At 63.5% G+C, this 15,448-nt stretch carries 8 protein-coding genes; 4 read left to right on the forward strand and 4 right to left on the reverse strand.

What is annotated here, in order from left to right; all coding sequences use genetic code 11:
• Window positions 1-113: 113 nt before the first annotated feature.
• From ACTJJK_RS19955 to ACTJJK_RS19965, 3 genes are all read right to left on the reverse strand, one after another.
• The gene (locus ACTJJK_RS19955; RefSeq protein ID WP_440731067.1) at window positions 114-593 is read right to left on the reverse strand and encodes a hypothetical protein; all 480 of its coding nucleotides are present in this window, start codon (window positions 591-593) and stop codon (window positions 114-116) included.
• Window positions 594-1,089: 496 nt separating this feature from the next.
• Window positions 1,090-1,311, reverse strand: coding sequence for a hypothetical protein (locus ACTJJK_RS19960; protein WP_440731068.1), 222 nt, complete (start codon window positions 1,309-1,311; stop codon window positions 1,090-1,092).
• A 470-nt stretch (window positions 1,312-1,781) separates the two neighbouring features.
• Window positions 1,782-3,581 (reverse strand): S8 family serine peptidase, encoded by a 1,800-nt coding sequence (locus ACTJJK_RS19965; RefSeq protein WP_440731069.1) that lies wholly within the window; start codon window positions 3,579-3,581, stop codon window positions 1,782-1,784.
• 881 nt (window positions 3,582-4,462) lie between these two features.
• Between ACTJJK_RS19965 and ACTJJK_RS19970 the strand changes: the two genes are divergently transcribed.
• On the forward strand, window positions 4,463-4,915 hold the full coding sequence (locus tag ACTJJK_RS19970; RefSeq protein ID WP_223619042.1) for a PA2169 family four-helix-bundle protein: 453 nt from the start codon (window positions 4,463-4,465) through the stop codon (window positions 4,913-4,915).
• 614 nt (window positions 4,916-5,529) lie between these two features.
• Here ACTJJK_RS19970 and ACTJJK_RS19975 read toward each other — a convergent pair.
• Window positions 5,530-6,486, reverse strand: coding sequence for an alpha/beta fold hydrolase (locus ACTJJK_RS19975; protein ID WP_223619043.1), 957 nt, complete (start codon window positions 6,484-6,486; stop codon window positions 5,530-5,532).
• A gap of 1,143 nt (window positions 6,487-7,629) precedes the next feature.
• Here ACTJJK_RS19975 and ACTJJK_RS19980 point away from each other — a divergent pair.
• The 3 genes from ACTJJK_RS19980 (at window position 7,630) to ACTJJK_RS19990 (ending at window position 15,423) form a co-directional block, all read left to right on the forward strand.
• Window positions 7,630-9,330, forward strand: a complete 1,701-nt coding sequence (locus ACTJJK_RS19980) for a putative bifunctional diguanylate cyclase/phosphodiesterase (RefSeq protein ID WP_223619044.1) — start codon at window positions 7,630-7,632, stop codon at window positions 9,328-9,330.
• A gap of 496 nt (window positions 9,331-9,826) precedes the next feature.
• Window positions 9,827-12,838: a winged helix-turn-helix domain-containing protein gene (locus ACTJJK_RS19985; RefSeq protein ID WP_440731071.1), complete on the forward strand. Its 3,012-nt coding sequence runs from the start codon at window positions 9,827-9,829 to the stop codon at window positions 12,836-12,838.
• A 464-nt stretch (window positions 12,839-13,302) separates the two neighbouring features.
• Entirely contained in the window at window positions 13,303-15,423 is a 2,121-nt protein-coding gene (locus ACTJJK_RS19990; RefSeq protein WP_440731070.1) for a right-handed parallel beta-helix repeat-containing protein, read from the forward strand.
• Window positions 15,424-15,448 lie beyond the last annotated feature (25 nt).

Consider the following 15,448-nt stretch of genomic DNA (forward strand, 5'->3'; position numbering starts at 1 on the left):
CGGCTTGTCGGTGCGTCGCACTCAGGGCCGGGTCAGGCGAATATTTTCTGATCCAGGATGAGCTTCATTGCGCCGGATAATAGAGGCTACGCGGCAACGATCGGGCTCATGAGTCAACGCTGGGCAGGCCGCTCGGTGTGGAGAACATAGGCATCCGACAAGTACCCCTGCGCGACTCTGCCTCCTTCGCTGTCGCTCACTACCGGGCCTTTGGGGCCCTGGGTCACGACACAACTGTTCGGGCAGATGTATTCGGCATTACCTATGGCGATGTTTGTCTGGGGCACCTTCGCCTTTGCGACTGCGGCCCCTGCGCTGTCGCGCACCAAGGGCCCGTTGGGGTCTTCGGTTATGACGCAGCTATTCGGGCAGACATACTCGATATTATCGATCTCTATGGTTTCTGCGGTTACTTCCGACACGTACGTCTTTGCCGTTCTGGCCCCCGCAATGTCGCGCACCACGACCCCTTTCGGGCTCTGGCTTACGACACAACCGTTGGGGCAGGCGTATTCAACATTGTCCATCACCATGGTGTGTTCGCTTGCCCCATGGAAAGCAGCCGCCCCGGCCGCGATGACCGCAACGGCCATAGAAGCTTGCTTCAACAAAGTTACGGTTCCCAAACGGCATCCCTCTCGCGACACATCAGAAAATAGCAACGGCTCGTGGTCATTAGATCAGGCGGCACTGAAGAAGTTCAAACATGTGCCGGGCCGTCGCCCACAGACCGGGACATCGCTCCGCGCAACTTCTGCGCCATTGTTGACAGTCATGCGCCCACGAGAAGCCGGGCCTGGCGCCAGTTTCCAGACCCCCTCCGCCATTCGCACACCCTTCCGAATGCCCCATTCCTGGCGGCTTTGCTCAAGAGGCGTTTGGTTCTGGGCAGGCGACGGTGCCGTGACGTCGCCGGTGCCAGCGACTGGTTCACCAGGAAACGAGAGCGGGAAACCGAACCACGCAGAGAAGAGCTCGGCTACCGCGACACGACCCGCCTGAGCCTGGACGGCCGTTGCCTCAGCCAATAGACCCGGCCGGCATGTGTCGGACGCAGCATTCCTGTACCCCGGGGCTCCGCTGATGCCGCTAATCGGTAGAGGTGAAGCCGTGCCGGTTCAGATGTTTCTCGATGCTCTCGTAGCGCGGCTCTTTCCAGTCGAACTCGATCCTCATTGCTTCATCGCTTTGTAGCAGCGGCACGGCAGATGTCACGCCGGGCAAGGTAAGTACCGCGTTCATTGCTTCATCTCGGAATGCATCTGCGGCGCTGCGGTAGACTGAGACTCGCCGGATGATCAGCTTCGGCATTTAGGTTCCTGTGCAAAGTGCATCGACGCGCGCAGCCTAACAAACGATTGAGACAACGATATTGTCGAATTCACATGGGAAACGTGCCACATCGCGCGGAATTTATCGCGAACGACTACATGCGATTGTCGTGCCGCCAGGGAGAACGTTGGATGCGACGTGGATCGCTTCGGATCCATGCGATGTCGGATCGCCATGCGTCGTTGCAACCTTCGAGGCGATGTCGTCGCGACACGGGCCCCGCGAGGGCGTGCCGTCGGGTGCCGCGGACGTAGCGCTGTAGCCTGCCGAGGATTCGCTGGCGACCATTGCGAACTAGCCAGATCCGGCTTGGCGAATGCGCCCACTGTGCGCCAGGATTTGGCTTGCTGCACGCCCTCGCCCGGAACCCTCTGCCACGGTCGGGAGAGGCGCAAGACATCCACCGCGCGCGCACTTGCGTGCGCGCGCGGTGGATCGGTACCGCAAGATCAGAAGGTGACGCTCCAGGTATCGATGCGGCCGGTGTCGAACCAGGCGTTATCGTTGACGCGCAACTTCCAGGTACCGTTGAGCGGCTCGCTCGACAGATTGAACGTAAACGTGCCGCTGACGTTATCGGCGCTGCCGCCGGTGCGGTTGTGGATGTTGTATAGCGAGCCGTCCGGCGCGACCAAGTCGACCTTCAAATCGCCCTTGTAGGTGTGGATGATGTTCACCGACACGCTGGCATTGGTAGGTCCGTTGCCGCTGCGGCCGGATACCGCGATCGAGCTTTCCACCGTGGCGTTGTCGCGGATGGCCACGTCGGTGCCATTGGTGTAGGTCTGAGTGCCGCCGCTGCCGACGGTGACCGTACCGCTCTTGGTGTGGGTGGCACCGTCGTCGTCGGTGACGGTCAGGCTGACAGTGTAGGTGCCGGCCGTGCTGTAGGTCTTGCTCGGGTTGGCCGCAGTCGATGTCGTGCCGTCGCCGAAAGCCCAACTGCGCGAAGCGATCGTGCCGTCGCTGTCGGTCGAGGTGTCGGTGAAGCTCACCGTCAGCCCGCTGACGCTGGAGGTGAAATTGGCGACCGGCGGGTTGTTGCCGGGCCCTCCGGAGAACAAGGAATACAGCAGGCGGTTCGGCGATCCGCGCAGGTCTGTGATCTTGCCCGGAGTGGCGTTGTTGACGATGGCCGTATGGACCTGATCGGGTGTCGCCGCCGGGTTCACCGCCAGGTACAGCGCGGCGACGCCGGCCACGTGGGGCGAGGCCATCGAGGTGCCGCTGTTGGCGGCCGATGCGGTGGCGCTGCCGATACCTGCCGATACGATCGAGGTGCCCGGTGCGAACAGATCGAGACAGCTGCCCCAGCTCGACGCCTGGCCGCTGGTCCAGATGGAACGCGCGTCATTGCGATCGCTGGCTCCGACCGTGAGCGCACGCGGCACTCGCGACGGGGATTCGGTGCACGCGTCGATATTGCCGTTACCCGCCGCCACCACTGCGACGACGCCGGCATTGATCAGATTGTTTACCGCGGTGTCCGTGGCCGTCGAAGCCGGGCCGCCCAGGCTCATGTTCGCCACCGCGGGTTTGACGTGATTCGCGGTGACCCAGTCGATGCCGGCGATGATCTGCGAATTCGGCGCCGTAGAACCGCAACCGAACACACGCACCGGATGCACGGTGGCCTTCTTGGCCACGCCCCAAGTGGTGCCCGCGACCGTGCCGGCGACATGACTGCCGTGACCGTGGCAGTCGGTGGTGCTGGAGTCGCCGGGGACCGAGGAGAAGCCGTTACCGATGCGCCCGGTGAACTCGGTGTGGTCGGCGCGCAGGCCGGTGTCGACGACGTAGGCGTGTACGCCGGCTGCGTCGGTGTCGTAGGTGTAGCTGGTGCTCAGCGGCAGGTCGCGCTGGTCGATGCGGTCGATGCCCCAAGTGGCGTTGTTCTGCGTTGCCTCCACCGACATGTAGCCGTCTTCTTCCACGAAGGCTACCCGCGGATCCTTGAGCAGCTGCGCCAACGCCGCGTCGTCTGCATCGATGACGAAGCCGCGCAACGCATGTTGGTAACTGCGCTGCAGCTTGACGCGGTACTGCTGGGCGATGCCCTGGGCGACGGCGGGCACGTTGGCTACGCCGTTGCGGCTGTCGGCCGACAGCATGGCGGCCTGTGCCTTCAGTACGACGATGTAGCGGCCCTCGATCGGCCTGTCGACGGTCAGCAGCTCGGCGGTCAGGCCTGGCAGCGCGACGGACATCAGTGAAGCACCGATAGCCAGCGACAAAATGCGACGATTCATGCACATCTCTCCGTGTGTGGACGGGACGAGGACAGGCACCGTGGACTACCCATTCGGCGCATTGGCGGTGAGCGGCGTCCCACTCCACGCAGTCCGGCGCGCCCGCTAGCGGCGAGCGCCCGGCATCGCACCGGATACAGCAGCGCGCTGCGGCTCCGCCGCCAGCGCTTCTACGGCACTGACCGTTGTTGCGGTCCCGATTGAAACCCCAAAGGTGCCGCGGTACGCGGCGGGTCACCGTCCTGGCTTCCGCAATGCGCAACATCAGAAAACGGGAAGACCCGACGGCATGTACGGCCGATGCGCTTGCAGGGCCGTGGCCACCAACCTAGGTAGACAAGCAAGCGGCGTCTATGTTCTGAAAACGGTTTACCGGGGCGCAAATCGTGAACGTGACCCGCATTTCCAACTATCCAAAGAAAGCTTCATGAGCGCATGGCGAACCATACGTCGGCGTGCGCGCATCGTCGCAGCATGAAATGCTCAGGCACGGGACTTCAGGCTGCGTGATCCTCGTGCCTACGGCTAAGCGCGGGCAGAGCCGGCGGCCTCGCCGCAATCGAATTCAGCTTCCGCACGGCGTCGGCGCATCGCCGACCGAAGAATCCTCTGTACTACGCATCGCGGCTACGGCTCATGCGGCATATCGGCTACGACCCGGTCGCCGGCGCGGGGCTCGTGTCTTCGTTCATTCGACACAAATCGAAATCTGGAGTTCTTTCGCAATGCTGTTCGTTCATCCGAACGCTCACGCATATCCAGCCAAGGTTTCGAGCGGAGTTGGCGTTCGGTCGTTGCGCTTTCGGTCGACGCCGATCACGGGCGCGTCATGCCGTCACCGAGATAGTGCGGGCTCCCTTGAAGTAGCTTAGGAGTCAGATATGTCAGATCGTGCAACCATGCATAATCTCAACGATCTCATCGAGATTGCCCGCGACGGCAAGGACTTCTACACCGAGGCTTCCGGAGAGGTGAAGAACGCCGAGCTGTCCGCCTTGTTCTCCCGCATCGCTTCGACGAAATCCGACATCGTTACCGCACTCAGCACGCAAGTCGCGGCGACAGGAGGAAAGCCGGCCGAACATGGGACCTTCGCAGGTTCGATGCAACAGCTTTACGGCAAGGTCCGCGCGGCCTTTGGCGATACCGCCTACGGCTATGTCGCAGAACTGGAGGACTCGGAAGATCGTCTGCTCAAGGCCTTTAACGAGGTGGCAGGCGACTCCAAGCTGACGCCGGCCGCCCGATCCGCTGTGGAGCGGTTCTTGCCGATAGTCCGGGATACGCATCGCGAAATGAGTCAGCTGAAGCACTCGATGAAGGGCGCGGCATAAGCGTTGTGTTCGCCGCCGAGCGCTGCGTCCGGATCGAAGTCGAAAACTTCATGCTGCGATCCGAGGCCTTGGTCGCACTACGCAGGTCAACTCGTTGGATCTGACTCGCGATCTCAGTATGGGAGATTCCCATCCGTCAGCATCTCAACACGGCAGACCAGCTTCCCCCCTGTAGTTGTTCTGCCTCGCGCGTCCGGTTCCCCAACCGGGCGCGTTTTTGTTTTCGGAGCGTGCCGGTGCTCGCCCGGATCGGCTGGCTCAGTTCCCCAAGGTTTCGACGTTCTTCTGCGGGCGCGACGCTGCTGCTTGACAAAAGGCGTCCGGGTTAGGGCCCGTGTCGCGCAGTTACGGCTCCGCGCATCGCGTGAAATCCGCCGCGACTTGGCCGGTCGGCGCCTGCCCGGCGATGACTCTTGATGCGCGCAGCGGGCCATTCGCTGAGCCGATGCTTGAGGTGTCGGATCATGCTGCCGCAGGCTTCGATCACCGCCACCTTGGTCTGTATGGTGAATCGGGCCTCGCAGTTCGCGCGCGATGGATGGGGCCGTCAGTGACGTCCCCATCCACTCAACGACTACCCACCGAGGTGACCGATGACCCGGTCAGCGCTCAGGTCAAGGAGTGGCCGCGTTAGTCCGTGCCCCTAGCCCTTTCGTCCCTTCTATCGGCCTCCAGGCGGTTTCGTCGGCGGTGTTGAGATGATCGATGATCCCGTTGGCGACCGCGTCGAGGAGCGGCTGCGGCAGATCGTGCCCCATGCCCACGACCCCCTTCTCCGGGTCTCCGAGCCACTGGGCCCCAGGGATCGCCTTGCGAGTGGCCTTGCCGCCGGAAATGTGGATGAGCGCGTCCTCGTCGCCATGGATGACCAGGGTCGGCAGGGTCAGGCCATTGAGTTCCTTCGTGCGATCGCCTGCGAGCAGGATGGCGCCCACTTGACGAGCACCGCCGCCAGGATGGGCCGGAGTGCCGTTCGAATCGAGCGAACGCTTGTAAGCCGCCTCAGCAAGCGCTCGACGACGTGGGGCCTCTTCGCCAGCATGGGTTTTCGAACCGATAAGAGCGTACAGCGCCGCTATATGATTGATCGCGCCTTCCTGGTCGGACGGCGGCTCCTTGATCAACTCGCCGATGACGCCGGGCTGCGCATATCCGACCCAGATGTTGCCGGTGGTGCTCATGATCGAGCATAGGCTGCGCGCTCGATCGGGACAGTTGATCACCAGCCTTTGCGCGATCATGGCACCCATCGAAGCCCCGACGATATGGGCGCTGTCGATCCCAAGGTGTTTCAGCAACTGGATGGCGTCATTGGCCATGTCCACAAGGCGATAGCCGTCGGCAGGCGGCTCGCCGGTCCGCCATCGGGTCAAGCCGCTGTCGCGGTTGTCGAAGCGGATGACCAGATATTCCTCTTTCAGCTTGTCGATGAGTTGCTGCGGCCAATGGATCAGCTGCGAGTTCAGGCCCATGATCAACAACACGGGCGGGTGCGATGGGTCGCCTTCAACCCGATAGCACAGCTTTACGTCATCGATCTCAACGAATAAGTCTTCGGATTTCGCCGTCATGAGTTTTCTCCGTTACTGGGTTCGTGGATGAGCGTTTATGGATCCGGGGAGAACCATCCAACCTGTCTCGACTACAACCAACCGAGCGACTCGCTTCGCCCCGCAGATCGATCAGCCACGCTCAAGCCGCCTTTAAACTGGCAGCAACGCAGTGGTTAGAGGCACGAGTCGGCTGCCCAAGCCCTTGTCGACGCGGCTCATGGACAGGTGCTGTTGGATATACCGACCATTGAGATCCGATTCCGAGACGGCGTAGTCGGAGTCCGGCTTCATCACCGAATCTAACGAACAAGCACGAAATCTAACGGGAAACTAAGGGTCTCGCGGGTTCTCATTGCGTGCACTCATTATGTGACGTGTCGCGTTCGCAGAGTGAGTCCAAAGCTTGAATGTTACGATGGCGGCAGTGACCCGTCCCACATAAAGAGGTGCATCGCCGACAACGACGGCATCTTTGCGAGCACTCGCACTTTCGCGAGCCTCGCTGCAGGCGCCGGCCCCCGCAACAGGGATCGCGTAAGCCAATTGGAGCCTGACCGGACCGATGTGCGCCGATCCGACCTCCCCCGGCTTCTGGCAGCGCAGCCCTCGTACTGATTCGCGCAGTGCAACGATGCGAACCGACAGAAATGTCGAACGACCAGCACTGGATGCGGATAGCCGAAAGCTCCCCTGAGAGATCGGCTCCGATGCCCGCAAAGGCACAGAGAACTACCGCTGTTCGATAGATGCCGTCGTGTTCGCTTCTGCAAACCATCTCCATGGCGCGCTCTGCCTGCATCAAACGACGCCCGGCATACGCCCCGTAGCGCTGTTCAGAAACCGGCTGGCCGATGTGCGTACTGGTTCTCGTTACGCGAGAGAAGATCGGCTCTTAATGGGCTTCATTGCGCCTGATACTTTATGAGGTCCGGCATCTGGAGACGGCCGTGAAAGACTCAACGGCGCCATCGCTTGCTGCTCGTAGCTGCCTTGCATCTGGACTTACGCGCCCCTCGAACCGCCGGCCCAACGAAGATCCAACCGCGGGAAGAGGTAAATCGTCCGGCCTTTCTCCGGCCTTTCTATTGTTCGACGCTTAGGTGTATAGGTGTGACGCTGCTTGGCATTACGCGAAACTCGCGGCCTTAGAAGGGGCGTTCAATGCGAGACGTAACAATCCAGAGCGTCGCGAGCCCTCCTGGGACCGAGGCGCGATATCGAGCCGTCGTGCAGTCGGCTCTGGACGCGATCATCGTCATCGACGAACTCGGACAGATAACCGAGTTCAATCCAGCCGCCGAGCGCGTGTTCGGCTGGAGGCGCGAGCAAGTCATGGGCCTTGAGGTCGCAGAAGTCATCATCCCTCCAGACGTGCGGGACAACCATCGGCGGGGCTTTCGCCGGCATTTGATGACCGGCACCTCGACCATCCTCGACCGGAGACTGGAGCTTGTCGCCATTCGGGCAGGCGGCGAGAGGTTCCCCGTCGAGCTGACAGTGACGCGGATCGATGGCGGGACGGCGGCGTATTTCACCGCTTTCATTCGTGATCTTACCGAGCAGAAGCGATTGCTTGCCGCGGAGGCCGACCATGCCAGATACGACGTCGTAACCGGCTTGGTGCGCTATTCCGTTCTGGAGCCTCAGATGATTCGGGCGGTCGAGAACGCTGGGGCGTTCGCCGCTGTGATCTTTATCGACCTGGATCGCTTCCATGGAATCAACGGCTCTCTTGGCCATAAGAACGGCGACGGGGTTCTGAGGGCCGTAGGCGTTCGCCTGCAATCGCTCGCGAGCGAACAGGTCGCTGTATGTCACTTTGCGAGCGACGAGTTTGTCGTCGTCCAACAAGGCGGCGATGCGGCCGCGGCCGTACGTCTCGCCGAGAGTATTCGGAACCTGCTTACCTTGCCGTTCGAGGGCGAGGGTTACCGCGTGTTATTGACCGCGACGATCGGCATAAGCTACGCCCCCGCGCATGGCGACATTACGCTGGATCTGATGCGCCGGGCCCAAGCCGCCGCGGAGCGCGGAAAGGTTCTGGGCCGCAACTGTGTTTGCCCGTTCCAAACCGAGGACATGCAGGACATCGAGGACCGCATCGTAATGGGCGGCCTGTTACGCGAGGCCGTCCAGGCCGGCGAACTGATGCTCCAGTACCAGCCTCAATTTTCGGCTTCGGATATGCGCCTGACCGGCTTCGAATCGCTGTTGCGTTGGAGCAGCCCTGTGCTCGGCGACGTCGCACCGGATAGATTCATACCGATAGCCGAAGGCTTGGGGCTGATCCGGGAAATCGGCGACTGGGTGATACGCGAAGCCTGCCGCCAGATCCGCCTCTGGCTGGATGCCGGCTATACCGGGTTCACGATCGCAGTCAACGTATCGCCGCAACAGCTGCGGCGCGCAGGCCTGCATCGCGCGGTCGACGAGGCACTGCGGGAATTTCGGGTGCCCGGCCATATGCTCGAAATCGAACTGACGGAAAGCTCGGTGCTGGAGAACCTGGTTCGAGTGAAGGATGAGCTTGGCAAGCTCAAGTCCTTGGGGACCCTGCTGACTCTGGACGATTTCGGCACGGGTCATTCTAGCCTCGCCTATCTGAAGCACTTCGCCTGGGACAAGCTGAAAATCGACCAGAGTTTCGTGCGGGGGCTGCCGCACAGCGTTCTGGACGCATCGGTATCGCGGGCGATTCTGACCTTGGGACGGGACCTGGGGCTGCGGGTGGCGGCCGAAGGCGTGGAAACCACCAGTCAGGCCGACTTCTTGCGCGAGCTCGGATGCGACGAGTTGCAGGGCTATCTGATGGGACAACCGGCGCCTGCCGACGCGGCTCAGGTTCATTTCAAGGCCGTCTGAGCCTGGAGGAATGCCGTCGACTGAGCTTGGAAGGCGCGCTGGCAGCGAGCCGAATATTTCCGACGAGCGCTCCAGGATCCCCGACCGGTCGCTGCCTTGCATACAGACGCCGGCGGCGATCGCGTCCAAGTCACAGCTTGCCTATGTCATGACGGGCGCCACCAGGGCCATGTGGGGGGCACGTAGCTTTCAACGTCATGGCCTGGCGGCGTGGCGTTGAAGCGAGGCCAAGGTGTCACACATACGCCTGCGAACCGAAGCCCGGTTTGGACTGGCTTACCGACACGACTCAGGTTGCGGATCGGTCGCATCGCAGCGTAACCGCAGGAGTATCGGCATTGCCGCCGTCGTTTCGCGGGACCGCCTCGGCCAAGCGGATGCGCGACGCTTGGGCCGCGTCGGTGCGGCTCTGCCGCCTTAGTCATGTTGCCGATGTACCTGTCGAACGAAGCGCCTTCCGACCTGCGCTCGAGAAGGCGGTCGATCCTTGCCGAATATGCCGATTGGTTCCACCATCATTAGCCGCACGCTTCCGGAATGCGGCTGGCAGGCTCGCCGGATCGGAGCGGGTTTCTCGCCCGCCGATCGATGGCCCGGAAAAGCGCGGCTGCACTGGATCGTCTTCCCGGGCGTAGTTGCTTTGCGAGGTGAGATCACGATGACCGGCCCCTGGCCTCCCGACATCCGCTACCTGCAGCTGGCCGATCTGACCATCGATCTGCGTTTTCGCCGGCTGATCCACGCCGGGCAGAGCGCGGATGTGCCGCAACGGGTATTCGATCTGCTGGTGCTGTTCCTGGCCGAACCCGACAAGCTTCACACGCGCACCGAATTGTTCGAACGCCTGTGGCCGGGATTGATCGTCGAAGACACCAACCTGTCGCAGACGGTATGGCTGTTGCGCAAGGCGCTGGGCGAAGAGCGCAAGTCATGGATCCGCACCGTGGCCAAGAGCGGCTACGTCTTTCAGGCGCCCGAGCCGGTACGTTCGGTCAGTGAACCGCCGTCGGCGGCGATACCTGCAGAACCGGCGGCCGAGCAGCCCGCGGAATCGACTCCCGCGCAGGTCGACGCGCCGGCGCCCTCGCTCGAAGCAGCCAGGTCGACGCGCAGTGCGTGGTCGCGCCACCGTGTTCGGCTGCTGGCACTGGCGGCAATCGGCCTGGCCGCGATCGCAAGCGCATGGTTTTTCAATCAGCGCACCTCGCCTGCCGAACCGCAGCTCACCGTAGCCTTGGTCACGATAGAAGACGATAGCCGCGCGGCTCGCTGGCCGGCGGAACTGCTCGAACAATGGCTCGGTTGGAAATTGGCCAGCCTGCCCGGCATCAATCTGCTCGACGAAGCGCAACTGGCCGCCGGCGCGCCGGGTTCGGTGAAAGTGCTGTTCCTGTCGTCGGCGACCTCGCCGAGCGACCCCGCAAAGATCAAGGTTTATGTCCGTTTGAGGGACCGCGGCAAGGAGCAGCGGCTGGAAGTCGAAGGTCATCGGTCGGACCTCCCGGCATTGGTCGATTCCTTGTCCCGCCAGATCGTGATGCGCCTGCAACCTGCTTACGCCGAGCCCTGGCCGGCCCTCGAGCTCAGCGCCGATGCTGCCGAGCGTTACGTGCAGGCAGCGCAGGCGTTCAAGCACGGCGACTGGATCGCTGCGGTGCATCTGGGCGAGGAAGTGATCGCCCGCGCTCCGCGTTTCGGCTTGGCGCGCATGCAGCTGGCGCTGGCACAGGCTCGTCTCGCTCAAGCCACAGCGGCCAAGGTGCAAATGGACCAGGCCGTGAAGTTGCTGGCCGGATCGCCGCCGCCGGTCATCGAACTGCTGCAGGCTCAACGCCTGGCGATCGACCCGACCCGCGGCCCCGAGGCTCTGGCGGCGTACGCCAAGTTGGCCGATCGCTCCCCCGAGACCGTGTCTCTCCAGCTTGAATATGCGTGGCAGCTCATCAGAGCGGGCGAACCGCAACGAGCGCTGGAGCGACTGGCGGATCGCCCGGTCAACAACGACACCACTTGCATCTGCGTCGGTAAATGGTTGCTGCGGGCGAACGCTTACGCGGTGCTCAGCGATCCGGTGCGCATGCGCGCGGCCGCCAAGGAGGCAGTGGAGCTGGCGCGAAAGGCCGGTCCGGCATGGAATCTGGAGCAGGCCGATGCGCTCATGGTGCTGGCCAGCGCGAATGCCGGGCAGTTCCCCGAGCGCGGCACGCCGCCCGAATTCGAGCAAGCCGCGGTTCTGTACGAAAAGGGAGGCAACGCCACCGGCGCCTTGGAGGCGCGCGTGCTGGCGCGGCTATCCGCCCCGTTGCCGGCCGACGGCGCCGACCCCGCTTTGGAGGCGTTGCTCGCACGCGCCAACGCCGCCGGCTACCGCGGCCTGGAAATCCACATTCTGATCGCCAGCGCGAATCAACATGCACGGGCCGGCGATATCGCCGGTTATCGGTCGCGGCTGACCCAGGCGGCGGCGATCGCGAGCGCGACCGGCGATCTGATTCCGCTGACCGACTTGAATCTATGGTTGATGGCCGACGATTTGCTCAGCGCCCGCCTGAGCAGCGCTTCGGCCCGATTCAAGCAGCTCTCCGAGATGAAACTGCCCAGCGCGCAGCGCATGTCTTCCAGCCTCTACGCTGCCGACATGAGCCTGGTGCGCGGCGAGTACGCTCAAGCCTTGAAGATCATCGACCATGCCGAAGGAATCTTTCCGCCGACTCCCGCCGGGCAGCCCGACTCGGAGATGCTCACAACATTGATCTGCCTGCGTTCGCAGGCCTTGTTGACCATGGGAGAGCCGGCCAAAGCGCGCGCAAACATAGACCGATGCGCAAAAGGCGACCGAGAGAGCCTGCGCCACTTGGCGTTGAGCCTTCGCAGTCGGGCCGAAATGCTCGCGGGCGACCGGCCCCAGGCCAAGGCCTTATTGGAGCAAGCGGAGCAGGCACTGCCCTCGGGCGCAGCCGATCGATGGGTCGCGTCCTTGGAAGACGCCAGCTTGGCGACGCGTCTGGGCGAGTTCGATCGTTCGCAACGGCTCTACGCGCAAGTACTGCAGCCGATCCAGTCCGCGGGTTATGCCTTGTTGCTAGCCAGAGCCCTGGCCGGCCAGGCCGAGAATGCCGCCGCGCGCGGCGATTGGGCGCGCAGCCGCGATCTGGTCGCGGACGCGCGTCGCCTGATACCGAACGATGCCTGGAACGTGATCGCCCGGCTCGATCTGCTCGAAGCCGCCGATGCACTCGAACGCGGCGACCGCGCCAAGGCGACGGCGCTGGGCAGTGCCCTGCACCGCGAGGCGCGGCGAAGGGGCGACGCCGTCCTGGAACTCGAGCTGCACCGAATATTCGGACCGGGATCAATGTCCGGCGACTGCAGTCCGGCCGAGCGCGAAGCCTTGATTGCACGCACCGGCATGCGCGGCGCCGACGCGAATTGGCTCAATCTTCATTCCGCAGTTCCGGACGGCGGCAGCATCAAGACGCCCGTACCGGCAGGCGCCGGCTCGGACTGATTCGAGTCGGTTTCAATCGGCAAAAAAGCGGACTCCGGGTCCGCTGGGCGAGCCGATTTCCAGCCCTGCCCCTGGCTCGTCCGCACGCCTCTGCGAAAGCCCGGTGCTGGCGGCCTTCCACAAAATGCGTTCGGTTCTGGGCGCATAACACGATCGCGCCCCTTGCCTCTCGTCCGAGCGCGCAAATACGCGGACTTATCGCGATAAGCATCACAAACGTACAGATGCCATGACGACAGCCACTACGACGGCATGGCGGCGCATGGCATCAACGTCCGGTCCGATCTGCCAGCAGCCCGGGCGGAGCCCGTTGAGGTTCCGTCCGCCGGCCGCCGTGGCCAGAGCGGGCCGGTCGCGTTGCCTGCGATCGCCGCCGACTACTTTCACACCGTCATCGTCCAGGGAATTGCGCAGTGGCTATCGACTCTCGTAACTCATCGTCCCGGTGCAGGCGCGTAACGCGCATGCTGCCGGTTTTGTTCTTAAGCGGGCTGATCGCCGCCCCGGCCATCGCGGCGCAACCGCGCCTCGGCGGCGAAGGCCAGGCCCATGCGGGCTTGATGTGGCCGAGCGAGCCGCCGGCGAATTATTGCCAGGCCGGCGTCATGCCGAGCGGCCCGGCGGCGCCGCCGCAAGGTGCGATCGTAGTCCCGGCCGGCGACAACAGCGGTTTCGATTTCCGGCGCGCCGGCGTGACATTCTGGTTCGAGCCGGGCGTGCACACCCTCGGCACGGACAAGTACAGCCAGATCATCGCCCAGGACGGCAATACCTATCTGGGCGGGCCCGGCGCGATCATCGACGGCCAGAACCGCAACCACTACGCCTTCACCAACACGGCGCAGAACGTCGTGGTGCGCTACCTGACCATCCGCAACTTCGGCCGCTATAGCGACGACCCGACGGAAGACTACGGCAACTTCGACCAGGGCGTGGTCAACCACGACGCCGGCGACCACTGGACGATCGAGTACAACACCATCGCCAACAACCGCGGCGCCGGCGTGTTCCTCGGCAGCCACAACAAGGTCAGCTTCAACTGCCTGAAGGACAACGGCCAGTACGGCTTCAGCATGTACAAAAAGCCGTTGCAGAGCGAGGGTCCGCCGACGCCCGAGCAACCGGCGCCGGGCCGCTCGGCCATCGTCGATATCGAGCTGAGCCACAACGAGATCGCCGGCAACAACGTCGACGACTGGGAAGCCAGCACCAAGTGCGGCTGCACCGGCGGCGGCAAGTTCTGGGACGTGCGCGGCGCCAAGATCGTCGGCAACTACGTCCACGACAACCGCGGCACCGGCCTGTGGGCCGACACCAACAACATCGACTTCCTGTTCGAGAACAATTACATCCGCGACAACGCCGGCGTCGGCATCTGGTACGAGATCAGCTACAACGCCACCATCCGCGCCAACACCTTCATCAACAACGGCTGGACCTCGGGTACCTCCGACCTCGGCGCGCCTGCGCCGGCGATCTACCTGTCCGAATCCGGCGGCGACAGCCGCCTGCCCAAGGACGTCAGCGGTTCGGACCTGCTGCGCATCTACGACAACTACTTCGAGAACAATTTCTCCGGGGTGTCGATCTACGAGAGCTCCAATCGCTTCTGCAACTCCAACGGCAACACCAGCCAGGTGTACTGCACGCCCTTCGTCCACCCGGCGCTGATCGTGCGTCCGGACCCGAAAAATCCGAGCAAGTACCCCGATCCGGTCAGTCATCTGCACCCGTGCTACACCCAGATCAACGGCGATGCGGCCTTGCAACGCGACTGCCGCTGGCACGCCAAGAACATCGAGGTGACCGGCAACGAGTTCTACTTCGATCCGGCGGTGGTGCCGTGCGGCAGTTCCAGCTTCTGCGGCGCGCAGGCGCTGTACGCCACCGGCGACAACAACCTGAGTTGGTCGCCGTACACCGCGCAGCAGGTGCAGAACGATGTGATGTTCAACAACAACAACCGCTTCGCCAACAACCACTACTACGGCCCCTGGCGTTTCGCCAAGCGTTACGGCGAGACGATGAGCTTCAAGAGCTGGCAGGCCGCGCCCTATCTGCAGGACGCCGGCAGCACCACCGACGGCTCGTCGTTCAACCTGCTCGATCCGCAAACCGCCACCCTGGAAGCGTCGGCCGGTCTATGGACCGCGTGGTACGGCAGCCGCATCGCCCGCGCCGATGTCGGCCACGGCGGCGCGCACAGCCTGCAGGTGGTGGCCGAGGACAGCTACTGGGGCGTGGCCCTCGCCAACCATCCCGGCTACTTGTCCGACAACGCCGCCAAGCGCTTGAGCTTCTGGGTCAAGCGTGTCGCCGGCACCCCGCCGCTGCCCGCCAACGCGCGCGTGCGCCTGCGCTGGCTCAAAGAGGACGGCAAGCCGGCGACCGGCGATGAAGAAACCTCGTTCAGCGACGTTTCGCTGGGCGCGGCCGGCGACGAGTGGACCCAGGTGGTCGCCGATGTGCAACCGCCCGCGCTGACCGCGAGCGTGTGGGTGCTGTTGGTGGGCTCGGGCGGCTCGGCCAATCACAACGCCAGCTTCTACCTCGACGACATCGTGTTGCAGGACGCGCCGCAGTAAGTACAGCGCACGACGTGCCGCGAAC

This window comes from Lysobacter sp. 22409 (assembly GCF_052045105.1).
Classification (GTDB): domain Bacteria; phylum Pseudomonadota; class Gammaproteobacteria; order Xanthomonadales; family Xanthomonadaceae; genus Lysobacter; species Lysobacter antibioticus_B.

Coding starts and splice junctions, on each gene's coding strand:
- ACTJJK_RS19955 (WP_440731067.1), bottom strand. CDS start 593: ATGGCCGTTGCGGTCATCGCGGCCGGGGCGGCTGCTTTCCATGGGGCA.
- ACTJJK_RS19960 (WP_440731068.1), bottom strand. CDS start 1,311: ATGCCGAAGCTGATCATCCGGCGAGTCTCAGTCTACCGCAGCGCCGCA.
- ACTJJK_RS19965 (WP_440731069.1), bottom strand. CDS start 3,581: ATGAATCGTCGCATTTTGTCGCTGGCTATCGGTGCTTCACTGATGTCC.
- ACTJJK_RS19970 (WP_223619042.1), top strand. CDS start 4,463: ATGTCAGATCGTGCAACCATGCATAATCTCAACGATCTCATCGAGATT.
- ACTJJK_RS19975 (WP_223619043.1), bottom strand. CDS start 6,486: ATGACGGCGAAATCCGAAGACTTATTCGTTGAGATCGATGACGTAAAG.
- ACTJJK_RS19980 (WP_223619044.1), top strand. CDS start 7,630: ATGCGAGACGTAACAATCCAGAGCGTCGCGAGCCCTCCTGGGACCGAG.
- ACTJJK_RS19985 (WP_440731071.1), top strand. CDS start 9,827: ATGCCGATTGGTTCCACCATCATTAGCCGCACGCTTCCGGAATGCGGC.
- ACTJJK_RS19990 (WP_440731070.1), top strand. CDS start 13,303: ATGCTGCCGGTTTTGTTCTTAAGCGGGCTGATCGCCGCCCCGGCCATC.